Origin of the sequence: Collinsella sp. BIOML-A6, assembly GCF_009875845.1 — a bacterium.
Lineage (GTDB): Bacteria > Actinomycetota > Coriobacteriia > Coriobacteriales > Coriobacteriaceae > Collinsella > Collinsella aerofaciens_H.
The window spans coordinates 24,949-48,256 of sequence record NZ_WWSL01000017.1 but is presented as its reverse complement, the minus strand read 5'-3'; the positions used below and the strand labels follow the sequence as shown (position 1 = coordinate 48,256).

General features: G+C 55.4%; 24 protein-coding genes. 9 read left to right on the top strand and 15 right to left on the bottom strand.

The genetic code is table 11. From position 1 onward, the window contains the following. Positions 1-74: 74 nt before the first annotated feature. The 14 genes from GT495_RS07000 to GT495_RS06935 all read right to left on the bottom strand — a co-directional run bounded on the left by GT495_RS07000 (position 75) and on the right by GT495_RS06935 (position 13,812). On the bottom strand, positions 75-1,034 hold the full coding sequence (locus GT495_RS07000; RefSeq protein ID WP_034520590.1) for a dihydrodipicolinate synthase family protein: 960 nt from the start codon (positions 1,032-1,034) through the stop codon (positions 75-77). 44 nt (positions 1,035-1,078) lie between these two features. Beyond that, entirely contained in the window at positions 1,079-1,930 is an 852-nt protein-coding gene (locus GT495_RS06995) for an ABC transporter ATP-binding protein (protein WP_034520587.1), read from the bottom strand. Further along, positions 1,927-3,957 (bottom strand): dipeptide/oligopeptide/nickel ABC transporter permease/ATP-binding protein, encoded by a 2,031-nt coding sequence (locus tag GT495_RS06990; protein ID WP_034520585.1) that lies wholly within the window; start codon positions 3,955-3,957, stop codon positions 1,927-1,929. Before GT495_RS06990 ends, GT495_RS06995 begins: the two co-directional genes overlap by 4 nt. A 1-nt stretch (position 3,958) precedes the next feature. Continuing rightward, on the bottom strand, positions 3,959-4,915 hold the full coding sequence (locus tag GT495_RS06985; protein WP_155807168.1) for an ABC transporter permease: 957 nt from the start codon (positions 4,913-4,915) through the stop codon (positions 3,959-3,961). Between the two features lie 82 nt (positions 4,916-4,997). Continuing rightward, a complete protein-coding gene (locus tag GT495_RS06980) occupies positions 4,998-6,548 on the bottom strand; it encodes an ABC transporter substrate-binding protein (protein WP_034520584.1) in 1,551 nt (516 codons plus the stop codon). Positions 6,549-6,925: 377 nt separating this feature from the next. Beyond that, a complete protein-coding gene (locus GT495_RS06975) occupies positions 6,926-7,597 on the bottom strand; it encodes an N-acetylmannosamine-6-phosphate 2-epimerase (RefSeq protein ID WP_034520583.1) in 672 nt (223 codons plus the stop codon). Positions 7,598-7,691: 94 nt separating this feature from the next. Continuing rightward, positions 7,692-8,690 (bottom strand): ROK family protein, encoded by a 999-nt coding sequence (locus GT495_RS06970; RefSeq protein ID WP_034520581.1) that lies wholly within the window; start codon positions 8,688-8,690, stop codon positions 7,692-7,694. Then, positions 8,690-9,595 carry a DUF4862 family protein gene (locus GT495_RS06965; protein WP_034520579.1) on the bottom strand — a complete coding sequence of 302 codons (906 nt, stop codon included), beginning with the start codon at positions 9,593-9,595 and terminating at the stop codon, positions 8,690-8,692. The genes GT495_RS06970 and GT495_RS06965 overlap by 1 nt, the downstream gene beginning before the upstream one ends. Positions 9,596-9,865: 270 nt before the next feature. After that, a complete protein-coding gene (locus GT495_RS06960) occupies positions 9,866-10,090 on the bottom strand; it encodes a hypothetical protein (RefSeq protein ID WP_034520577.1) in 225 nt (74 codons plus the stop codon). Positions 10,091-10,096: 6 nt separating this feature from the next. Then, on the bottom strand, positions 10,097-10,723 hold the full coding sequence (locus GT495_RS06955) for a ParA family protein (RefSeq protein WP_034520575.1): 627 nt from the start codon (positions 10,721-10,723) through the stop codon (positions 10,097-10,099). Next, on the bottom strand, positions 10,720-11,244 hold the full coding sequence (locus tag GT495_RS06950) for a WhiB family transcriptional regulator (protein WP_034520573.1): 525 nt from the start codon (positions 11,242-11,244) through the stop codon (positions 10,720-10,722). The genes GT495_RS06955 and GT495_RS06950 overlap by 4 nt, the downstream gene beginning before the upstream one ends. Further along, positions 11,241-12,398 carry a helix-turn-helix domain-containing protein gene (locus tag GT495_RS06945; RefSeq protein WP_034520570.1) on the bottom strand — a complete coding sequence of 386 codons (1,158 nt, stop codon included), beginning with the start codon at positions 12,396-12,398 and terminating at the stop codon, positions 11,241-11,243. Before GT495_RS06945 ends, GT495_RS06950 begins: the two co-directional genes overlap by 4 nt. A gap of 306 nt (positions 12,399-12,704) precedes the next feature. Next, complete coding sequence (locus GT495_RS06940) at positions 12,705-13,034, bottom strand: hypothetical protein (RefSeq protein WP_034520568.1); 330 nt, start codon at positions 13,032-13,034, stop codon at positions 12,705-12,707. 508 nt (positions 13,035-13,542) lie between these two features. Then, positions 13,543-13,812, bottom strand: a complete 270-nt coding sequence (locus GT495_RS06935; protein ID WP_065468625.1) for a helix-turn-helix domain-containing protein — start codon at positions 13,810-13,812, stop codon at positions 13,543-13,545. Positions 13,813-13,946: 134 nt separating this feature from the next. Between GT495_RS06935 and GT495_RS06930 the strand changes: the two genes are divergently transcribed. Further along, positions 13,947-14,309, top strand: coding sequence for a helix-turn-helix transcriptional regulator (locus GT495_RS06930; protein ID WP_034520564.1), 363 nt, complete (start codon positions 13,947-13,949; stop codon positions 14,307-14,309). Positions 14,310-14,362: 53 nt separating this feature from the next. Here GT495_RS06930 and GT495_RS06925 read toward each other — a convergent pair whose 3' ends face one another. Further along, positions 14,363-14,614: a helix-turn-helix transcriptional regulator gene (locus GT495_RS06925; protein ID WP_204986903.1), complete on the bottom strand. Its 252-nt coding sequence runs from the start codon at positions 14,612-14,614 to the stop codon at positions 14,363-14,365. Positions 14,615-14,728: 114 nt separating this feature from the next. On the opposite strand from GT495_RS06925, the gene GT495_RS11120 reads away from it, so the two are divergent. The 8 genes from GT495_RS11120 to GT495_RS06880 all read left to right on the top strand — a co-directional run bounded on the left by GT495_RS11120 (position 14,729) and on the right by GT495_RS06880 (position 23,238). Beyond that, on the top strand, positions 14,729-14,968 hold the full coding sequence (locus GT495_RS11120) for a helix-turn-helix domain-containing protein (RefSeq protein WP_034520561.1): 240 nt from the start codon (positions 14,729-14,731) through the stop codon (positions 14,966-14,968). 184 nt (positions 14,969-15,152) lie between these two features. Next, positions 15,153-16,274: a helix-turn-helix domain-containing protein gene (locus tag GT495_RS10735; RefSeq protein WP_204986902.1), complete on the top strand. Its 1,122-nt coding sequence runs from the start codon at positions 15,153-15,155 to the stop codon at positions 16,272-16,274. A gap of 42 nt (positions 16,275-16,316) precedes the next feature. Further along, entirely contained in the window at positions 16,317-16,838 is a 522-nt protein-coding gene (locus tag GT495_RS06905; protein ID WP_204986901.1) for a WhiB family transcriptional regulator, read from the top strand. A gap of 752 nt (positions 16,839-17,590) precedes the next feature. After that, positions 17,591-17,842, top strand: a complete 252-nt coding sequence (locus tag GT495_RS06900; protein ID WP_204986900.1) for a hypothetical protein — start codon at positions 17,591-17,593, stop codon at positions 17,840-17,842. An 18-nt stretch (positions 17,843-17,860) separates the two neighbouring features. Beyond that, on the top strand, positions 17,861-18,730 hold the full coding sequence (locus GT495_RS06895; protein ID WP_080821968.1) for a type IV secretion system protein: 870 nt from the start codon (positions 17,861-17,863) through the stop codon (positions 18,728-18,730). Between the two features lie 18 nt (positions 18,731-18,748). Then, positions 18,749-18,949, top strand: coding sequence for a PrgI family protein (locus GT495_RS10730; RefSeq protein ID WP_204986899.1), 201 nt, complete (start codon positions 18,749-18,751; stop codon positions 18,947-18,949). Positions 18,950-19,189: 240 nt separating this feature from the next. Continuing rightward, positions 19,190-21,610: a VirB4-like conjugal transfer ATPase, CD1110 family gene (locus GT495_RS06885; RefSeq protein ID WP_080821967.1), complete on the top strand. Its 2,421-nt coding sequence runs from the start codon at positions 19,190-19,192 to the stop codon at positions 21,608-21,610. Further along, positions 21,610-23,238 (top strand): CHAP domain-containing protein, encoded by a 1,629-nt coding sequence (locus tag GT495_RS06880; protein WP_080821966.1) that lies wholly within the window; start codon positions 21,610-21,612, stop codon positions 23,236-23,238. The genes GT495_RS06885 and GT495_RS06880 overlap by 1 nt, the downstream gene beginning before the upstream one ends. Positions 23,239-23,308: the final 70 nt, after the last annotated feature.

Sequence of the window (23,308 nt, the reverse complement as noted above, 5' to 3'; positions counted from 1 at the left end):
GCGGTTCCTTTCCAACGATTCTCGATATCCCCCAGTTGGAGCGGGACCATTCCGGCTAGGGGGATCATCGACTCTTAGCGCGTCGATGCGCTCACCTCGGCCGGTGTACGTTTCAGCTCCATACCGCAATCGACAAGCACTCTTGCGATAGCCGCAACATTCTCGCCTTGAAGCGGCAATACGGGGTTAGGCATCTGATTCGTATCGAATACGCCCAGTAGTGCCATTGCCGTCTTAAATGCGCCGACACCCGCGCCGAAGCCGGAAACTCCTTGCGTCACATTCACAATGGCCATCAGCCGTGCTAATTTGGCCTGCTCAGCACGTACGGTCTCCCAGTCACCGGACTGATAGGCATTCCACATGCGCACGTACCCTGTGCACTCCACATTGCCCAGCCCCGGCACCGAACCATCGGCACCCGCCATATAGGCACCATCGACTACGATCTCCTGACCAGTAAGCAGGGTGAGTGGGTGGCCCGCATCCGCGTTGGCATCCACGAGGAACCTAAACGCCACATCGTCGTTTGAGGAATCCTTGACGCCCGTCAGAACACCATCCCTACCAAGCCGAATCAGCATGTCATTCGATAGCTTGACATGCACACACACCGGAATGTCATAGGCGAACAACGGCAGTTCAGGCACGGCCTCGTGAATGAGACGAAAGTGGCGCTCGATTTCCGGTAATCCGCCCAGCGCATAGAAAGGCGCGGTGGCGACAATGGCCGAGGCACCGAGTTTTTCGGCCTCAATGGCATGTTCGATAACACGGTCGGTCTCGGTATCGATGCAGCCGACAAACACCGGAACACGGCCATCGACGATCTTCATAACGGCCTCAATGATGTCTTTGCGTCGCCCATCGGTGGAGAAAGCGACCTCACCAGATGAACCGAGGGTGAATACACCATGCACGCCGGCCGTAATCATACGATCCAACGAACGCCGGAAGCTCGACAGATCCAGCTGACCGTCGGCAGTCAACGGAGTGACGACGGGGGGAATGACGCCGTGGAAATGTTGGGTCATAGTAGTGTCTCCTTAGTGATTAATGGATGTGGTGATTGATAGGATCACGCGCATTCAGCGGCGGTCGGATGCAACAGCGAGGGCGCGGCGCCCATGAGGATTTTGGTATAGTCATCCTGCGGATCGCGCATCACCGATATGGTTGCGCCACGTTCGACGATCGTGCCCTTGTTCATTACCACGACTTGGTCCGAGATGTAGCGCACGGTTTGGATGTCATGACTGATGAACACCATCGACAAGCCCAATGTTTTCTTCAGATCACTCAATAGGTTGAGAATCTGCGCACGGACGGACACGTCCAGTGCCGAGGTCGGTTCATCGGCGATGATGGCATCCGGGTTGAGGCTCAAGGCGCGCGCAATAGCCACACGCTGACGCTGACCGCCGGACAGCTGGCCCGGCAAAGCACCCAGCACCTGGCTAGGGAGTCCGACCATATGGATCAGTTCCTCAGCCCGATTGAGTCTGGCTTTCCTGTCACCCAGCTTATGCACGACCAGTGGATCAATGAGCTGGTCGATCACGCTCATGCGCGCGTTGAGGGCAGTCGCCGGATCCTGAAAGACCACGGAAACCACGCGACCGATGGCCATGCGTTCTTTGGCGGTGCGGTGGGTCACGTCTTGACCTTTGAAGAAGACCTTGCCCGACGTAACCTGTTGCAGTCCGCACATGATGTTAGCGGTGGTGGATTTACCGCAGCCGGACTCGCCGACAATGCCGATGGTCTGACCGGGCATGAGCTTCAGGTTCACCTTATTGACCGCGGTGATTCTGTTCTTGTGGAACAATCCCGAACCGGCTCGCGTTGTGAAAACCACCTCCGCATCCTTAAGCTCGATGATCGGAGCGCGGGGATCAGCCTGCGTGTGATCTGACATGACCTGACTCATCGTGCACCTCCTTCGGTTTCGACAGTGGCGACTATGCCGGACGTCGCATCAGAGTCTGATGGCAATGGCAATGCCGCATAGCAATGGTAGGTTCCAGGCACCTGCTTCATAATGGGTCGGGTATTGAGTCCGACATCAGGGTGACTGCTACGTGGGGCGAATCGATCGCCCTTCGGGAAGTCGGCCGGACTGGGTACCGTGCCAGGCACTTGATGCAAGCGGGCGGCACCAGCCTCAATTGATGTGACCGAACCTAGCAGGCCGCGGGTGTACTCATGACGGGGATCTGTGAGAATCTCCTTGGTGGAGCCCTGTTCGACGACCTGACCGGCGTACATCACGGTGATCGAGTGAGCGACCTTGGCCACCAGAGCGAGATCATGAGACACGAAAATCATTGCGAAACCCAACTTCTCGCGCAACTCGTTCAAGAGTTCTATGACCTGCTTCTGCACGGTTACGTCAAGCGCAGTAGTAGGCTCATCACACACTAAGAGCTTAGGGTCACGAGTCAGGGCCATGGCGATGAGCACGCGCTGACGCTGACCGCCGGACAACTCATGGGGATAAGACTCCAATGTACGCTTGGGATCAAGTCCTACCAGTTCAAGTAATTCCTCAGCACTGCGCGTGCCGCCACGACGAGTCAGCTGCTTCATCTGTGACTTGATAAGCATTGAGGGGTTCAACGAACTCAAGGCATCCTGATAGACCATGGCCATCTCGTGGCCTCTCAAGGCATTGTGCTCCTTGGCGCTGAGTTTGACCAAATCCTTGCCATCGAACAGAATCTGCCCGCTGATTTTGGCCTTGGGATCCAGAAGGCCCATAATGGCCAGAGAGGTGATGGATTTGCCGCAACCGGACTCGCCGACCAGGCCCATCGTCTCGCCGGGACGCACCGAGAAGCTCAGGTGATCCACAACATTGACGTCTCCATGACGAGGAAACTGGATGCATAGATCCTTGACCTCGATCACTGGGGGTTCGGTGCTCGTTGGTTGGAAACGGTCCGTACGCTTCAACTCGGCTTCGCGCAGCTTGGTCAAGGATTCGACCAGCGCCTCATGCTGCTCCTTGTATGCAGCAACGGGATCGGTGAGGATACGATCCTCCTTACGCTCAGCCTCAGCGTCCGCGGCCGTCTTGGTAACGGTCGCAGTGGGTGCGGCCACCATGGCATCGGTAATGCCTTCGGACAGGATATTGAGACAAAGTACCGTGATCATAATCGCTAAACCAGGGAACATCGCCTGCCACCAGTAGCCGAAAATCACACCTTCCTTGGCGGAGGACAGGATATTGCCCCAAGTGGGGGTCGGCTCAGGAATGCCCAGGTTGATGAAGCTCAGTGAAGCCTCGAATACGATGGCATCAGCAACGCACAGCGTGGTGAATACCATCACCGGGGCAGCGATGTTACGCGTGACGTGCTTGTAGAGAATCCACGGGGCGCGAGCACCGGAAACGATTACGGCACGCACATAGTCCTTGCCATATTCGCTGATGATATTGGCACGCACGATGCGGGCGATCTGCGGTACATACAGAATGCCGATGGAGATGATGATGCCAATCATCGACTGGCCGAGAATCGAAACGAACACAGCGGCCAAGGCGATGCCCGGCACCGACATAAACACGTCGAGAACTCGCATGATGATCTCGGAAATCCACGTACGGCTCACCGCTGCGACGGCACCGATGATCACGCCAAGAATCAGGGCGAAGAGGATCGAGAGCAGACCGATCACCAACGAATAGCGGGCACCGTAGAAAACACGCGACATCACGTCACGACCCACTTGGTCGGTTCCGAAAAGATGATCGCTGCTAGGTGGCTGATAACTCAAGGTGATCGCCAACGGATCCTGTGGGGAGATCAACGGAGCGAACACAGCCACCAAAACCAATAAACCCATGAAGGTCAGAGCCAGCTTGGCACCGATTGTCATATTGCCGAATTTATGGAACCCGACACCAGGCTTGGAAACGGCGTCGGCGATTGTTCGTTTGCCAAATAACATATCAGACCTCCCTGATACGCGGGTTGATGAGGACATAGAGCAGATCAACGACGATATTGATCACGACGAACGCAAGCGCCACGATTAGTACCACGCCTTGGACCAGAATCGGCTCATTGCCATTAATGCCTTCGAACAGCGCCGTACCCATGCCGGGCAAGGCAAAGATGATCTCAGTGATGATTGCGCCTCCCATGAGGTAGCCGATCTTCATGCCGAGGGTAGTCACCGGGGTGATCAGCGCGTTACGAAACACATTGCGCGCAATCACAACGCTCTTAGGTACGCCGGAACCGATGGCAGTGCGCACATAGTCCTTGTCCAGTTCCTCGACCATCGAAGTACGGATGATGCGTGTCAGCTGGCCGGCAACCGGTAATCCCAGCGAGAAGGCCGGCATGGCCATGCGCCTCAGATAAGCGGTCGGATTATCGAGAAATGGCTGCAACATACCAGCTCCAGGCAGCCAAGACAACTTGATCTGGAAGATGTAAATCATCAAAACACCCAGCCAGAAGCTCGGGGTCGCAATCGCAACGATGGAAATCACTCGTATGGCCTGATCAACCCATGTATCGCGGTACAGGGCTGCGAGCACGCCAAAGATCACGGCGAAGACCACCGCAATCACCAATGCGATGAACGTCAGTTGCAGTGTAATCGGGAAGGCCTGGGCGATACGTGATGATACTGAGTCACGATTAACGCCATATGTGCCGAGATCCCCTCGGAACAAACCTCCCAGATAGGAGAGGAATTGCGCATACCATGGTCGGTCGAATCCCATCTCATGGCGATAGGCCTCGAGCTGGGCCGCGGTGGCATTCTCACCGAGCGCCGTGGCGGCCGGATCATACCGTGAGAACGACATGAGGAAGAATACCAAGAAGACAACGCCGAACGCCACGAATGGCAAGGAGACCAATCGTCGCCCCAGTAAACGGAGTAAGTTACTCAAATGTCAACCCTCATTTCTCATATGAAAATTGATGTGCGCCCCGGGCACGGTAACGTCCCAAACCGTGCCCGGGAACGATGCATCAGCCGATTTTGCTGTTGAGTAGGTACAGACCCGTGGTACCGATGGGGCTGACCTTGGAGAAGGACCCCTGACGGACGGCAGTGGAGATATTACGATGGAACAGGCCGTATATCGGTACTTCGTCGGCGACAACATCCATCGCCTGATTCCAATAGCTTTGGCGCTGGTCCGTGCTTGAGGTCGCAGTGGCCTTCTCCATGAGTTCGTGAAGCTTGTTGTATCCATCCGTGCCATACCAGAAAGTGCGTTGGCGAGTCCATGTCGAATCGCCAAGCCACCAATTCAGTAGCACATCGGGATCGTTGCCGAACACAGTCGGATCTCCGGGGGCGAGCACCATTGAGAAATCGGCGTCATCCTTATCGGTAATTGTCGGGAACAGTGCGGAAGACTTCATCGACTGGATATCCACATTCATGCCAATGGCCGCCAAATCATTCTTGATCTGCGGAGCCAGCTGGGTAATCCAAGTCTGATCAGTGGTATATAGCGTGAAACTGATTGGGGACGTCACACCGGCTGCCGCCATCAGCTCCTTGGCTTTATCCACGTTGTAAGAGTACACGGTGGAGGCCTTATTATAGTATTTGCTGTCTTCCGGCATGAAACCGGTCAGCGGCTTGGCCTCTCCGGAAAGCTGGTTCTTAATCAGATTGTCCACATTGATCGCATAGAACACTGCCTGACGCACACGCTTGTCATCGAAGGGCTTCTTCTTCGTATTGAACATGATAAAGGCCTGGTTGAAGCCGCCGACGGTCTGAATGTCGGAACCGGCAGACTTCAAGGTCTGGAAGGCATTAGCGGGCACATTCTCCATGATGTCGTTCTGTCCCGATTGCATGGCGGTGACACGGGCGGTGTCATCCACGTTGACATTCCATACCATGTGGGCGGCCTGCGCCGGGAAGTCGCCGTTATACAGGTCGTTCCTGTCGAATTTGACCTGTTGATCATTAATCTCCGTGTACTTCCACGGACCCGAGCCGATCGGCTTCTTTTTCAGATCTTCGTCCGATTGCGAGGCTGGTACCACGTGCACCAGCGACATGCGCTCCTTGACCAAGTTGAATGGGGTCTTGAGCTTGAAGGTCAAGGCGTTATCCCCGTCGGTCTCGATGGTGTCGATGAATTTCAGCATCGGCTGATATACACTGCCTTCGACCATCATGCGGTCGAATGATGTTTTCACATCGTTGGCGGTCACCGAATTGCCATCGGAGAACTTGGCCCCGTCACGAATGGCGACCTTGTACTCGGTGTCGGAAATCTTCTCGGGATCGCCCTTGGCCAAACCGGAAGTCAAATTACCGGTGGACATATCAAGAGTGTACAAGGCCTCGGTAACATGCCAGTTACCGCTCATCGGCAGGGCCATCGACGTTGACAACGGATTAAAGTCACGGCTGGAATACGCCACTTGCGCGGTAATGGTGTCCTTCACCACCGTACCGGATGCCGAGGTACCACCCGACGAACCACAACCAGCCAACGCCATCAACCCGGCCACCGTGGCGGCGACCGCTACTCTGAACATTTTACGTTTCATGGTCACTCCTCTTCCTCGAGTTTGTTGCGAACCTGTTCTGCGGCGCCAGACGATTGCCGCCCGGACCGTCGGACACTCCCCAGCTAGGCTTCTCTGCCACGGATAGTTATCTGACGTCAGAACTATCAAAATCATATGATGTCTGATGTCTGTTGTCAAATTGTGTCTCTTTCTGGTTCCTCAGCACGCTGACATCCGTCGGCTCGCCACAACCGTGTATCGGGAGGCACTCTTCCATCCGCCATCGCGCCGGTGCACGCGCATCATCTCAACGAGACGTAACTCTAATACCTGGCTACTTAACCAGTCGGCGGGAGGGCCTCCTCATGCTGATATCCGGGCGATTCCGAACACCGAGGTCACAAGGATGCTATGTCTCACATACGCGCCGCAAACCAACGCGTAATCGATGTGGGATGTGTGATGGCGGTGCCGACAACCGCTGCCCACGCTCCCATGGCCATCACCTGGGTGAGTTGGTCAGGTGTATGGATACGACCTTCGCACAGTACTGGCGTGGCATCGCCAAAGGCCGCGACCATCCGCCCGAGCAGGTCGAAATCCGGACCATCGGTTTTCTTGCGCTCCCCTGTGTATCCGGACAGCGTGGTGGAAATAATATCGCTGCCGGCTTCGACCGCACGCTCAGCATCGGCAAAGGAACCACAATCAGCCATAACAACGATGCCTTCGTCATGCAACGCACGGACGGTATCGGCATAGGTGCGGCCGTCAGGCCGTGGCCGACCGGTCGCATCGATGGCGACGATGTCGGCGCCAGCGGATGCGCAGCAACGAGCATGGCGCAGTGTCGGCGTGATATACACTCCCTCACGGCCGTCTTTCCAGATGCCAATCACCGGCACTTCAACCTGTCCCTTGATGGCGGCGATATCGGATAGGCCTTGGCAGCGGATACCGACCGCGCCACCTTCCACAGCCGCCATCGCCATCTGCGCCATGGTCTCCGGATGGCGCAGCGGCTCGCCCGGATATGCTTGGCAACTGACCACCAGTCCACCTTTTATTGCTTCGATCGCAGGATGCATAGCTAGTTCCCTTCACTTGGTTTCGATGTACAGGATTATTTATAGACATGCGCGCTTTGGTCGCGCTCAACGGAGCGGCGGCGCACCCAGCGGATCACGCATGGAAGAAAGATCGTTCGGCGGCGACAGCGGCACCGATCAGTGGGGCCGAACCACCGAGTTCGCCTTCAATTAATGGTGTCGGACGAATCAAGGGCAGGGCCGAGGCCACGAATCCGCTGCGCAGCGCATCCCACCACTGCGGGCCCGCTTTGACCACCGAGCCGGAGACAATGACCACATCGGGATCGACAGTATTAGCTATGCCACCAAGTACGAAGCCCAGAGCATGAGCGCTGGCCTCAATCGTACGCATGGCGTGTTCCTCGCCGGCCATAGCGCGGCGTGCAACCTCGACTCCGTCAGGGACCATGGTGGCGTCGGCGACATTGACCGGCAACGTAACGTTGTAAAGATCTCTGAGTCCCGTACCGGAGGCGACCGGCTCAATATGGCCTTCCATAGTGCCGCAGGAGCAACGGAATCCCTTGCCCAACCTACTAGCGACATGACCCAAGTGTCCGGCCGCGCCATGCGCACCAGTAAAAAGACGTCCATTAACAATCAGCGCACCGCCGATACCCGTACCCACTCCTAGCGACAGCACCACTTCATTGCCACTTCCCGCTCCGAATATGGCTTCGCCAATACCATGGGCACCGACGTCACCAATCATATGGACCGGGATGTCGGTAGCCGCGGCGAACGCGTCATAGACGCGCTGTCCACGCCATCCCGGCAGAATATCGGTGGCCGAGAGGATTACGCCATTGCGCGAGTCGGGAACACCGGCAGTCGCAATGCCGATGCCGGCGATAGGCATTCCACCGGGTTTTGCCGCCTCTTTCAGTCGTCCGCGGGCGCAGTCGACCAACCTCCTACACAGCACTGTCCCCCCGAGGTCAGCTTGGGTGGGTATTTCTTGGAGGTCCTGCACTTGCGGCTTTTCGTCGCGCTCGTACTTACCCTGATGAATACGGTCGGGCAATGTCACGAAGGCTGAGGCGATTTTGGTACCACCAATATCAAAGGTGAGATAGGTTCGTGCGGTCATCAGAGCACCACCGCATCGTGAATGTGAGATAGGAATTCGAGACGTTCGGTCAGCGTGGCGTCCTCGGGCACCACGACTTTGGCGCCGATATAGTCTACGGCATCGTCCGCCGCACATACGCAGGCACGAATCCGTTCAACATCCATCAGCGAGGTTGGTTCATCAGGGGCCATCGGCAGGTGACCATCAATCCAGGCATAGCCATATTGCGTCTCATCAGGGCCTGCTCCGGAAAACATCAGCCCTTTAAGTACTCCTGCTTCACGGGCGGCACGGACATGATCTTCGGCTGTTCGGGCGACACGACTCTCAACCACCGAACGTCCCCAATTAATGATGATTCCGATGCCGGTGTCTCGTGCCAGCTCAATCTCCGACTCGATTGGAAGGAAGCCCTTTTCCGGTTTCTGCCCTTCGACGTAACGGTCACAGTGCTCAATCACCAGCTTGGCGCCATGCCAGTCCCAGTCAGCCATGGCTTCCAAAGACATGGCCATAGCACTGGCATCACTCAACCTGGTTGGCGCAGTGTGGATTTCTACATAGGCCACGTCGGCCGAACCCCTGCGTTGGGTGAAATCTTCGAACGCCGTATGCAGATCACCCATCATCATCAACGCGGCCATGCGGCCGTCCACGTCGGGACTGGCCAGGCCGAAGTTCGGATTCTTCCATACGTGCTGCATGGTACCGGGAATAGCGGTGATGGTATTGGCATGCCAATGTGTGGGCAGTACCTTGGCCAACCACCGCCGCGACTCAACATCAGCTAAATCTCCTGGAAAGGGAATCTCGGCACCGTTAATCCATCTCTGGCGACCGAGAAGCCGGTAGTAGTCGCACTGATCCTCACGGGACCGAGGCAGTGAGGCATATGCCCCGACAATGAATACCGATTCCGCCATGATTCCTCCTTGAATTCGATGTGGCGCGACACCACTATTCATCAGACATCATACCTCTTAACTGTCGCTCCTGCTACTCGCTACCCACCGTATAGTCACATTCCCGTGCATCACAGACGCACTCCGGCGCCCTCTTTTTATTGCCCTGGTTTCCTCCAGCAATGGCAGAATACCGCCGCTCCGTCTCCCCTGCCATTCCATGATGCTCTTTATACACTCAAATGCTTATACGCTTCATCCGACGCTCGGGTGAGCCGACCCATATGGTGATTAGACTGGGGGACAATGCCACTCGATCCATGAGGAGACCATGTCGCTCATGGTCACACCTTTCATAGCGGCTGTGAGCTTGAGACGGCGATGCAGTTCCGCCTCGAGGCTGAACGTCGCGTGAACGGTCCGTCCGGCACCCCGCGCGTCACACCCGTCGGAGGATGCCGCGGTGAAGGTCGCCTGGAGTCTGGATGCCGTGTCGATCGGCTTGCTGATGTTCATAACGGGTCACATCCTTCCCTGTTCGAGTCCCGCGAACGCTTCGATGAGCTCGTGGGCCACCAGCCCGTACCCGCTTGCGTTCGGCAGGCGGCCGGATTCGCTCGACCTGCGTATCGACTCCCTGAACGGGATCATCGCGTCGAACCGCGCCAGCCCCCGCTCGGCGAGGTATCGTTCGGCCCGTCTCAACGCGACGGTGTTCGCCCTGACCTGGGTCAGGAGCACGCTGCTGGGCCTGTCGATGGCTTGGGACGTCTCCCACATGCGGTCTAGGTCGAGACCGCCGGGCGTGCTGACGAGCACGACCAGCGTGCTCGCGTCGACCGCAGCTGCGATCAGGTCGGACTGGCTGGGCGGGGTGTCGACGAGCACCCACGTGTCCGGATCCGATGGCGGGACGGCGACCGTGAAACGGTTGGCGACCAGTACGTCGAACGGCAGAGGGTCGCCCGCGGCGCGGGCCTTGGACGCCCAGAGCGTCGCACTGCCCTGCGGGTCGATGTCCCTGACCTCGACCTTGCGGCCGAGACGGCTGAGGGCGAGGGCGGTGCAGATGGTGCTGGTGGTCTTGCCGACCCCGCCCTTCATGTTCGCCATGGCGATGATGCGTGGAATACGCGCTGTGCGGCTCATGTCCGGTCTCCTTTTCCGTCTGGTTGTGTTTCCCTCTCGCTCCCGCCGTTGTCGGCATGGGTCCGGATCCAATCGGAGGACCGTCGGACCGCGACTCTCTGCCGATAGGCGTACTGGTCCTCGCTCCTGCGCCGGCGGCCCTCGCGGGTCGAGGACTGCATGCGCACCTCCCTGACGAGTTCGGGATGCTCGCGCACCCATACCGTCAGGTTCCGGAGACGGGCGGGACTGGAGTCGGACAGGTCCACGCCGTCCTCCTCGGCGCGGTGGCGCAATAGACGCCTTGCCTTGACGTCGATCCCGCCCACGCGCCCGTGCTGTTCACGGGAGATGATGGTCTGCGCGATGCATTCGGCCTGGATGGGGCACATGTCGCACAGGATCCGCGCGGTGGTCTTCAGGACGCGACGGTCGGACTTGTTCTTGACCCGTTCGTTGTCGGTGCCCCACATGAGGTCCTGGATACCCAACGGCAGACCGGCACAAACCCCCGCCACCCGGCCGTTCGTCTCGTTCATCATGTCATCCCGATCCCTTCCCGACGGTTGAGTTCGTCGGCATGCCGCCTGCACGCCGTGTACCATTCGCTAGGTTTGCCATGGCGTAAGCTTCCTTCATGGCTATATTCGCTTTCGTGGGGTTTCATGTCGGCCAGGACGTGCGTGCAGGTCACGGAATGCACGTGACGTGTCACATGCGGCCCGGACGGCGCAGTCGCATGGGCCTGCCCGTCATGGGTGTGTGTCGAGGCGTCGAACGAACGTCGGCGTTCGATCCGGGAGACCGCGTAGTCGTTCGCCAGACGGTCCCAGACACGGGCGAGGTCCCGGACCGTGAGGATACGGGCCAGCCAGTACGTGTTCGCAGGAATCCAATCAATGACGTCGGCGACACGGGCCGCCGCGACCGTCTCGTCGATGCCGGCAGCATCAGCGATGTGGGCGATGAGCCCGGATGCCTTGGCGAGGTCCCGTCCGGATGGTTCCGGTGTGGGCAGCGAGAGCCCGGAACGTACGAGCGTGAGCCGGTCCACCACGCTCCGTGCCGCCTCCCGTCCGCCGATTATGCCGTTTCGTGTTCCGCTTGCGAGGTCCTTCCCGCTTGCGGGGAGATCTCCCATAGGGAGAGAGGGGTATTTGTTTATATATTTGTTCATATATGGGTCTGTCACCGATGACAGGGCTGTATTGTCACCGATGACAGGGCTGTCGGAGCCGAGCCCGTGCGGTCCTGTTCTTTCGTCGATGTCGTGGATCGGCTTGCCCCCAACGTTTTCCAGCCCTGTCATTTTGACAGTGCCGTGGATCTCCTTCCTCTCGGTGCGGGCCTGTCTCGCTTGGCGGCCGGGTTTCAGGGCGACTTTCTCCAATGTGACGCCCATGCAACATTCCCACACGATGGAACGGTATGGTTTGGCGATGTATTCGCCGTGTTCGTTCCATTGTGCGAGGCTCTGGTTGCCACGGCGGATCACGCCGGCCTTCTCGAGATCACGCAGGGCGCGACGGACCGAGGCCTCTGAGCAGTGGGCCTCGAGCATCAGCGTGTCAATCGTGGGCCAAGCGCTACGCCCGTCGGGCTGGCAGCGGTCGGCCAGGGCAATCAGGACAAGGCGTGACGTGGCGGTCGGGCACGGGGCCTCGCGCAACGCCCAGCTCGTGCACTGCCAACTCATCGCGCACCCCTTCCGATGAGTGTCATGATGGCGTGCAGGAGACGCGCGAGCAGACTTCCCGCCGTCAGGACGGCGTATAGGAGCGGGGTAAGCAGGCCGAGGCAGCAGAATACCGCGATAGTGAATACCAGATACATGGCTTCCATGTCAGTCTTCCCTTTCCGTTGCTTGTGAGGCCGTATGCGACTTCACAAGCCGGGATGCGATCTCGTCACCGACCGCCGCCGGTCGGCACAAACTCCATGTCATGAGCAGACCGGGAACGAGCAGAATGGCAAGGAGGATAAAACATACGGTCCACATGGGTCAGTTCTCCTTCCACGCGGGATGGGCGAGCATGGATGCGATGCGTCCGCCTCTATCGGTCATGGCATCGAGCTCATGCATGGATTTCCCATAGGATTCGGCATCGACGATGCCACCTAGGACGGTTGGTTTGATGGACGAATGCTGGCTGATGAGCCGGCTGAATCCACGGAGTGTGTCCCCGATACCCTGTAAATAGGCGAGACGAACGATCTCGCCGATAGTCATCGTGGCGTCAACCTCACCGACGATGCCCGTGATACGCTCCATAATGTGGTCGAGGTCGGCATAGAACTGTTCCGACATGGGATCGTTATGATTGACGGTCATCTCTGCTTCCCTACTTCCTCAATGTGTGTTCCCATGGACCACATGGACAGGTCACGAGCGTCCAGTGGGTTCCCATGGCACCACAGACCCATGGCTACAAGGAGGACCCCGAGGAGAGCCAACGGGATTAGAATCAGGATGGATACCATTATGCCGGCCGTAGTGCCGACATCGGACAAAGCCACAGCCGAGAGGAGACAGACCGTCGCTCCGTGTCCATAACGGATGGACAGGCACATCCAATAATCCGATTCATCCGGCACTGAACCCGTGAGCGGCATATCTCGCCCGACGGCATGTCGAGCCGAATGACTCGGATCGGCGACATCATGGATGACTGTTTCGGCTACTATGTTCATTGTGTGGACCTTTCTTCGTTAGAGACAATGCCTGACCGGTACTTTCGCCGGTTATCGGTCGCGGGAGGTTCGTACCCCGGCCCTGTTCCGTGGTCTTTCACTTCCGACGGAACGGGGCCTTCCTTTTCTCCGCCACTGGTCGCAGAAACTCATGGACATCGCACTTCATCATCGGCACTCTCCGAGCCCGGCCCGCCCCCAGCAATCGGCCACAAGGTATCAATCCGTCCAAGCAAGTAATCGGTCGACACCTTGAAGAAATCGGCAAGTACCGAAATGTCTTTCATGGTGAAAGAACGAACGCCAGTGAGTTTGTTGGAGAAGACCTGTTCGGATAAGCCAATCGCCTCGGCGACTTCTCGTTGAGTGCGTCCGTTTTCCTTGATAAGCCCCGATGCCCTCTTGCTTATCTTGAGCATATTTAATTGATTTTGATTAGTCACCATGCAGATAAATATAACACAACTAATCTATTATGATTATTGGAGTGTCGATTTTGATAATTATTTGGTCAGAATTGCATAACTAATCGCTCATAAGTACAATTCTTAGCATGACAACTACAACTACAATGCCAGCCGTTGAGGTCAGCCCGCAGGATGTAGCCATCCTTAACCTCAATATGCTGATGCAAATTGAGGGCAAATATCGCAAAGATCTTGCGACCTACATCGGACGTAAACCTCAGAACCTATCGCGAATGATGAACGGCGACAGTAACTGGGCAATAAACGATATGTTCAAGGCTGCGCAGTTCGTAGGCGTCACCCTTGACGTCCTGACCGACCCATCTCTTACTCCAGCGAAGGCAATCGCCATCATCAGCAAGTACGAAGACGATTACGAAGGAGGTTCATCTGTCGTTGATGCAATCAACGACAGTCGAATACGCAGGGCATGGATTTTGACGGCCTGAAAACTCACGTTAGACCGCAACCTTGTTCCTAGGCTCATCTAGGTTTATGAAGCTCATAACCCAGAGGTCCATGGTTCAAATCCATGCCCCGCTACCAACGCCTCCGGATTCACATTAAAGAATTCGGAGGCTTTTTCTATATCGTCCAAGCTCCACGGATGTTTCCCAGAGAACTTCTGCGAAACTGCTGGCCTTGTAACACCAAGGACATCCGCCATGTCCTGCTGGTTCATGCTTCTTGCGGCCATCATCATTCGCAGATTAAAACTAACGAGGTCTTGCAAACCGCGTTTCTTCGTCGCCACTGGTTTCTTTTCGACTGTTTTCACATTACATATGGTAACCAGAAATTCCCTAAATTAGCAAGACGACACTCCGATGATCTCAGAAATAACCAATGGTGACTATTATATGTGACCATGAGTTACATAAAGTTATCATCAGATACGATAGGTAAAACTATCAGACTTCTACTAATTGCAAATAACATGTCACAATCCGACTTAGCTAGAGCACTCAATATATCTAGACCAGCAGTAACAAGAAAAATCAATAATCAGACTGCATTTACAACAGCGGAAATAAACATCATTGCGGATTTATTTCAGATTTCTACAGATTCACTATTAGGTCGCTCACAGGATATGAAAAATGCGTGATCAGCTTGCATACGGAAGCTCCCTCCCGGGGTTAGGCAGGAGGGAGAGTTTTCAATGTTTTGGCCATGGGCCCAAAGCGAGGAAACCCATGAACCGCTTCTCACTATACACGATTCTAGGGCCGAAGTGGTTCATTGCGGACGATGTCGATGAATACCGGAACTTTTATGGTTAGGAAGCACTAATGAGCGTTGCGGCAGTTGATTGGGCGTTGAGGCGAGCCCCTGTAGGCGCGGATGCGTCTGCGCGTCTGGTACTCGTGTATCTTGCGGACCGTGCGGACGATGAAGGGCGGGATGCTTTCCCGAGCATTGCCACTCTTGTCGAGCAGTCCCACCTGTCCAGAAGCACTATCAAGCGTATTTTAAGGCGCCTTGAAGAGCAGGGGCTCATCAGTCGTGGTGACCAGTTAAAGGTTGCCCATTATCGTATCGACCGTCGTCCCGTGGTCTGGGATCTGCATGTGGAATTGACCGTGGACGACTCACGGGAGGAGCGGGGGCCCAAAATGACCCCTCGTGAAGAATCGCATGATTCCGCGGTTTCCGCGGGGGTTCAAAATGAGCCCCCGCTCAGTGAGGAAATGCGTGAGAATCGTGAGCGGAGGTTCACTGGTGCACGGAGCGGGGGTTCACTGGTGGACCACAAACCATCCTATAAACCATCCATTAAACCTCTTTATCCCCTTGAAGGGGATGAAGGCGATGTGGCGGCGATTCCCGATGATGGTTTCCCGGATGGGCCTGACGAACGGATACTCGATGCCATCCGTGAGGACGATGCTCCTACCGCTCAGGATGAGGGTGGGGATGCGCAGCGGGTTGTTTCGTTGATGGCTTCACTGCGTGAGTCCGCTCGTGTTGAGCTCGCGCCGTTCAAATCCGAGAAGTCCCACACGAGGTTCGAGCGCAGGCAGCTTGCAGCGGCTGCCCGTCTTGTGGCCGCGTTTGGCGTGGAGCGGGTGGAGCGTACCGCTCGGTGGGCGTTGGATGCTAGCCAGCCGTTTTGGAGGTCCGTGGCGTTCACTCCTGAACGGTTGGAGCGTAACTGGACACAGGTTACGAGCCAGATGAGTGTTCCACGGCCTTCCACAGGGGCTTTCGCGGATTCTTCCCCGGTCTCCCATGTTCATGTGCATTCTCGTGGTTGCGAGCATGTGCAGCAGGTTCTGGGATACACGAATCCCGGGGATTGTGTGGTGGATTCACGCGCAGCGCACGTCCTGGATTTGCTTCGGTCTGGGTATGGCGTCGAACGGATTCGCGAGACCCTTGCCGCGCGCGAAGTCACTCCTATAGCTCGATAAGCCCATGTTTTCAATGTTTTTCCAAGGTTTAAGGGGTTAATGATGGAAGGATTTAGATCAACCGGTTCAACGCGGTCGTGGCGTTCAGCATCGAAGTGTTCGACACTCTCACCGGCTCGTGCCGATGAGTTGTTTTTCGCGGATGGCGCGCATCCTGACACGGTGGCGCATGCGAAAACGTATTGCTCTACGTGTCCCGTCAAGGCTCAGTGTGCCGCGTGGGGCGCGGCTATTAATGCTGAGTTTGGTGTCTATGGCGGCGTGCCGTCGTATGCGCGTAAAAGTCTGGTGAGTTTGTACCGCCAGGCTCATCCCGATGAGAACACGGCCGCATTGAGCGAAGACGAACGTTTCACGAGATTCGCTGAATGGATAGAAAAAGATCCCAGTGTGATTGGTCAGGCCATTCATCATGCCAGCCACTCGCATAATCGCGCGTACTGGCGGAGGAAGCGTGCACGCGTAGTCAGTGTCCAGGCTGGGGATATCGAACTTAATGGGATTATTCGCGTAGCCGACATTGAGCCTGTTCCAGGCCGTTGTGTCCAGCTGACTCTTTTCTAAGGTTTTTAAGTTTTACCACCAATCAATCTAAGGAGAAAATAAGGATGATCAAAAATCATTCATGTGTTGCCGCTGCCGTCGCAGCGGGTGCGTGCGCGTTGGGGTTGGCCGTCCCGCCTGCATTTGCGGAAGATACCGCGCCTCTTCCAACGCCGTCAACCTCAACGACGAAGCCTGCTGAGCAGTCATCCGAGACGGCTCCTGGCACGAAGCCTTCCGATCCGCTTCCAGCACCAACGACAGCGCCGACTACGACGCCTACCCCAAAGCCACAGGACACGACGCCTACCGAGACGGCTCCAGCACCAGCCCCTGTTCCAACGACGAAGCCTTCCCGGCCATCGGCAACAACTCCCGAGCCAACTCAGTCGGTAACCGACGATGTGACCGTTCCCGCTCCTGGCACCGCACCGACCACGGTCGGCAAGGCGCCTAGTGCTTCCCTGCCGGTTCGTCGCTCGTATACGTCTGTGCGTTCTCGGTATCGTTATGCTACGCGTAGCGGCGCAGCGTCCGCTCCTCGCCTCGCACAGACCGGTGCGTCCATTGTTCCACTTGCTGTCGTTTCGGCCGGTTTGATGGTTTTGGCCGGGGCGGGTTTTATAGCTCGTCGAACGTTCGACCGCTAAAAAATTCATCGTTGTCTTTATGTCCTTCATCCCCGAGATGTTTCGGGGATGATGAATGAGCAGGCCGTGAGCACACCCATGTGTGCTCACGGGTATTGGAAAAAGATTGCTAAGGAGAAAATGATGTTTACTACGGTTATTGAAGTAGGTTCGGCGGTTCTTGCCGCTGACGCGAATAGTGTCGTGACGAGTGTGTTGAGTACGCTTGCAACCTGGGTTGTTGTTGGCGGTGGTTTCTGGGCGGTGTGGGGTGCTGTCACTTTGGGTGGCGGTCTGTCTGACCATAACTCTCCTCAGATTCAAAATGGCGTGTGGAAGATTGTTGGTGGCGCGATCATTATTGCCGCTGCCGCCTTGTTCAAGACTCTTGTGTGACGAAGGTCTGACCGTATCATGTTTGATTTCAAGGATGGGTTAAAATCCCTGCTGAACCAGATCAGCCAGGGGATGGATCCGACAATATCAAGCTTATTGACTCAGACTCCGGCGGGTAAATATCCTGATGCTTATCAGACGGTAACGAATATTGCTACTACCGCGGTCAAGCCTGTCGCCATGACTGTGTTGGCGGTGGTGTTTAGTCTGGAAATTCTTCATGCGAGCCAGAGCATTGATCAAGATGGTACGCAGGGTGTACGCACGATTACGAAGTCGTTATTCAAAATCATTATCGTGTATATGGCTGCAATGAACGCGTCATGGCTGTGTGAGCTTATCACGTATTTGATTCAGCAGATCGGCACGGGGGTCAGCAGGCTCATAACGCTTCCTGGAACATCATCTGATGCTCCTAAACAACTGTTGGGAAATGCTCTTGAGTCGAGCGGCGCTCTTGGCCAAGCAAATCTTGGCCAACAATTAGTCGCAATCATTATGCTGCTTATTCCCTTCTTGATTTCCAAGCTGGCGACGCAGGCGGTGCAAATCCTTATCATTGCGCGGTTTGTTGAGCTCTTGATTCTCACGGCGTTTGGCGCTCTTCCCATCGCTTTCCTGTCGTATGACGGGACGAAAAGTTGGGGTGAGGCGTATATCCGCGAGTATGCGTCGTGTGCGTTTAGCAATATCACGCTCCTGATAGGCCTAGCCGTATATCAGCCTGTTGCCAACAGCATGCTTACTCACAATCAAGATCTGATGAAGATGAATCTTAATCAGGTGGTTTTCGATAATTGGGGACAGCTCATCACGGTGAGCGTGTTGATGGTTGCACTCGTCCTCATCAGCCAGAAGGCATCTAAGGCATTGTTCGGTCAAGCCTAAATGAACAGGAGAAGTTTCATGCTTGTGATGGATGTTCCCACGGATATCAACCAAATAGACCCGAAGCAATGGTTTGGGCTTACTGGTCGCCAGTTCCTGTGCGTGTCCGGTGTCGTTGTATGCGCCGTAGGGTCGATTGCTTGCCAGTTCCTCGCGCCTGCAGAGGTTTCTCATGTAGTCGATCAGGTCATCATCATTCCTATCGTGCTTTTGGTATAGGTGGGCTGGTTCAAAAAATCCGGACTGCCTGTAGAGGATTTTCTTGTCCGGTATTGGCAGTGGCGCATCGTGTTGACGCGTAAGCCTCTTATCCGTGAGGGAGAGATCCCTCATGACAGGTATGCCACGCGGCGCGAACTCAAGATCGTCAACGAGCACGTCGAAATGGCGCCTACCGTCCAGGACGCTTAAACGTTCATCAGTTAATGGTTAAAAAATATAGTTCTTAAGGAGTTTTCAATGTTTGGATTGGGTAGGAATCGTGGGTCTCATGTAGATCAGGGGCATGTGCAGAAGGCAAAGAAGGAAGCTTTGACTGCGGCATCCATGGTGTTTCTGCATGGTATCCGTAAGGATGGCATCGCCTATGTTGGGGCTGGCTGGTGGAGCGCTACGGCACTGATTAGTGATGTCAATTATCAGCTTGCCTCTGTAGATACGCAGAAGAAGATCTTGAACGCATGGATGAGTACGTTGAACATGTTTGATGAGAATACGCGTATTCAGGTGACGAGTGCGAATCGTATGCTCAACGGGCGTAGCGTCACGCGTGGCGTGTACATGGATGCTGAGGGTCGTGATGGTTTGGATTCGTATCGTCAGTCGTTTAATGAGCTCGCTGCTGACCAGCTCAAAGGCCTGGCGTCGAGCACGGTGACGGACAAGTATATTACCGTGAGCGTCAAGGAGCTTGACCAGGACAAGGCAGTCGTCAGGCTCAATCGTCTCTTGTCAGGGTTGAAGACGCAGCTTGCTTCCATGAGTGGCTGCACGGCACATCGTCTTGATCGCGGTGAGCGCCTTCGTGTCTTGAGCTCGATGCTGCAACCGGATGAGCCTTTTACCTTTAGCGAGGAGCTCTTCGAGCAAGCGCCGAAGAATATGCGGGCGAAGGATTTCGTCACTCCATGGAGTATGGATTTCAGGAATAAAGATCAGATTACTCTATCGTCTCAAAGTGAGACGTTCATGACCCATGTGTGGTTGGAGGCATGGCCGGCACAGTTAACGGATACCCTTATCTCCGATCTGGCTGATATTACTGCTCCGATAGTGGTCAATGTGCATATCGCGCCATGGGATCGCGCGTCCGGCTTGGAAAAGGTCAAGACGAAGCAGGCAGGTGTCAAGGGCGAATATGACAGGAGCGTTCAAAAGCTCGCTAAGCAAGGATTGGGCGCGGAGAGCGTGCCTGATTCTATTACCGAGCGTGTGGATGAAATGACTACGTTGCTTGATCAGCTTCGTACGTCGAACCAGCGTATACTGGACACGCTTGTTTTGGTGAGCATGAGCGCTGATAGTGAGGATGAGCTCAAGCAAACGCTTCTGGAAGTGGAACGTGTCGCACGTCGTTTATCATGCAAGATGAGCGTGACACGTTACATGATGCCTGAAGCCCTGAACGCCATGCTGCCATTGGGCGTCGATAGACTGCCGATGAGGCGAGCATTAACAACGGATAGTGCGTCGATTCTCATCCCTTTCACCGCTCAGGAAATCATGGAGTCTCATGGCCAGTTTTATGGGATCAACGAACGCAGTGGCAACCCCGTAATCGTGAATCGCAGCGAGCATATGAATTCCAACGGGTTCATCCTGGGAACGACCGGCTCAGGTAAAAGTCAGTCCGCTAAGGCCGAGATTGCGCAGCGTGTATTGAATTCTGCCGATCGCGTAGTCATCATCGATCCTGAACATGAGTATGTGCCGCTGGCGCAGGCTTTGGGTGGACAGGTTATCACCGTTTCTGCGGGCTCGGCGCAACATATGAATCCGATGGATATTAATCTGACGGGTAGCGATGATACCGACCCCGTGCGCTCCAAAGTATCGGTTGTCTTGGATCTGTTAGGTGCTCTGATGGGCGGCACGACAGGTTTAAGCCAGCTCAAACGAAGCATGATCGATACGGCTGCGATGAACGTGTACAGGGATACGCGCGCTCAATTGGATTCGACCGGATCGTATACGCAACCAACCTTGGTGGATCTGAAGGAGCAGATCAAACGCGTGTATGTGGACGTGGAAAATCCTTCTCCTGAAGCACAGGATCTCGTCACCGAGCTGGAGATGTTTACGACTGGTTCCTCTTCTGGTTTCGCGCACCTGACGAATGTTGATCTTTCCGGACAGTTCATTGTTTTTGACGTGTCCGCTTTGGCTGGTCAGATTCAAACGTTCGGCATGATGGTCATTCTCGACCAGATTTGGAGCCTGGTACGTGCAAACCGTGATACCGGTTTGCGCACATGGTTGTATGTGGATGAGTTCCACCGTTTCTTCCATAACGAGTATTCCATTCGCACTTTCTTGGATATTTATAAGAGGGCACGCAAATATGGCCTGGGCGTTACCGGTATCACTCAGAACATCGATGAGCTCTTGGGCAATGATCAAGCACGTTTGATGCTGTCGAATGCGGATTTTCTTCTGCTGATGAATCAGAAGACAACGGATGCGGAAATGCTCCAGGATCTCCTCGAACTGTCGGATGAACAGGTGCGGTTGATGACGACCGCGCAAGCAGGATGTGGTCTGCTCAACACGAACGGTGTTTCCCTTGGTTTCAATAATCGCATGAATCAAAGGAATCTTTTAGCGAAATTGTATTCGACCAAGTTCGGCGACAGCCTACCACAAGCGGGAGGTGTGCTCTAATGCCTGCGTATGAGCCTGGAGGGCATCAGGCATCGGACAGCCTGTATATCCAGGCTGCTTCAGCTTCTCAGGTTACCCAGGTAAGTGCTGGCGCGGCTAAGAGTGTGGCGAGTTCGACCGGTAATGGCGCGGCTCGCGCGTATCAAGGCGTAAAAGCTGCTGTACGCAATGCGAAGTACGGCACTCCTGGAGGGCCAAGAATCACATTACGAGGCCGCGTGTCTCGTCGTGTTTTCCTGTTGAAAAAAGGGTTGAAGGAGTCTCCTCGATCCATACTCAAGGGCGTAGGCACAGGACTGAAGAAGTCTCCTGGAGCGTATGGAAAAGGTGTGTCGAACACGGTAGGCGCTTCTATGCATGGCATGGAGTCGGGTGCGGATGATGAGCTTACTCGGCTGTCTGCATCCTCATCTCGTCTTGTTTCCCAAGCTCCACGCGCAGGGGTGAAAACCATCCGCTCAGGCGCAAAGGCTCTCAGGAAAGCCCATGGGTCAGTCAGGCGTGCCCAGCTTGCCGCAAAACAGTTGAAGTATGCGCGCTCTACCATGCAAATGGTTAAAGCGGTCGCCCGGATGGCCGCTTCTGGCTTGAGTGGTATCGGTTTAGCGCTTCTTCCGCTTGCCGGCATTATTGTTGCGCTTATTGCCGCCATTGGTTTACTGATGAGTTTCTTTAGTGGCCAATCGGAATGCGATGCTGGGAATGCCGTTGCGTCGGGTGGTTTTGGCGCTACCAGTGGCAAGCTTGAGGGGTTAAAAACTACACAGGTTCGCGGCGTGACCGCGGTAGATTATCAAGCCTTAGGTATCAAGCCTTCATGGTTCGAGGATGATACTTCCGCGTACCAGTTTCAGCAGTGCACGTGGTGGGTCGCTAACCGGTGGAAGATGCTGGGCTTGCATGTCGACCATCACATGGGCAATGGTGTCGACTGGGCTGCGTCCGCGAAAAAGCACGGGTATCCGACAGGAGATACGCCACGTCTTGGCGCTATCGTGAGTATGTCAGGTGGCGTCCTTGGCGCTTCTGCCGGCCCTTACGGGCATGTCGCTGTAGTTGAACAGATTGATTCGGATGGCAGCATTTGGGTTTCCGAATCTGGTACAGGCGTTTTCAACACGTATGGCGCCCCTATCGTGGATAGGTATTCAAAAGCGGCATTGGACGCCTCGAAGGGCAGATACGCGTATATTTATTCCACCGGGTCCGCTCCTTCCACCACTACGGGTGATGATGCTCCCACTGGCGCTAATGAAGTGTCCTACGCGCCTGCAGGATGCCCCGTCGATGATGATGGGAATACGGGTGCGGCGTCCGCGGATGCGAAGACCGCTCAAGAGTACGCGAAGAAGACCATGAAGGAGCAGTACGGGTGGGGCGATGATGAGTATCAAGCACTCCTGAAGCTGTGGAATAAAGAGTCCGGATGGAATTACAAGGCTGAGAATAAGAGTAGTGGCGCGTATGGTATTCCGCAGAGTCTGCCTGGTAATAAGATGGCAACTATGGGTGTTGATTGGCGCACGAATTATCAAACCCAGATCAATTGGGGATTGAAGTATATTAAAGGCAGGTATGGTACGCCATCTCAAGCCTGGACGCATAGTCAGCAAACAAATTGGTATTAAAACATAGGGGTAATTTCATTATGGGTGAGTCGCAGAAAAAGGTCGCATCATTCTCTTTGGCATTCTCGCC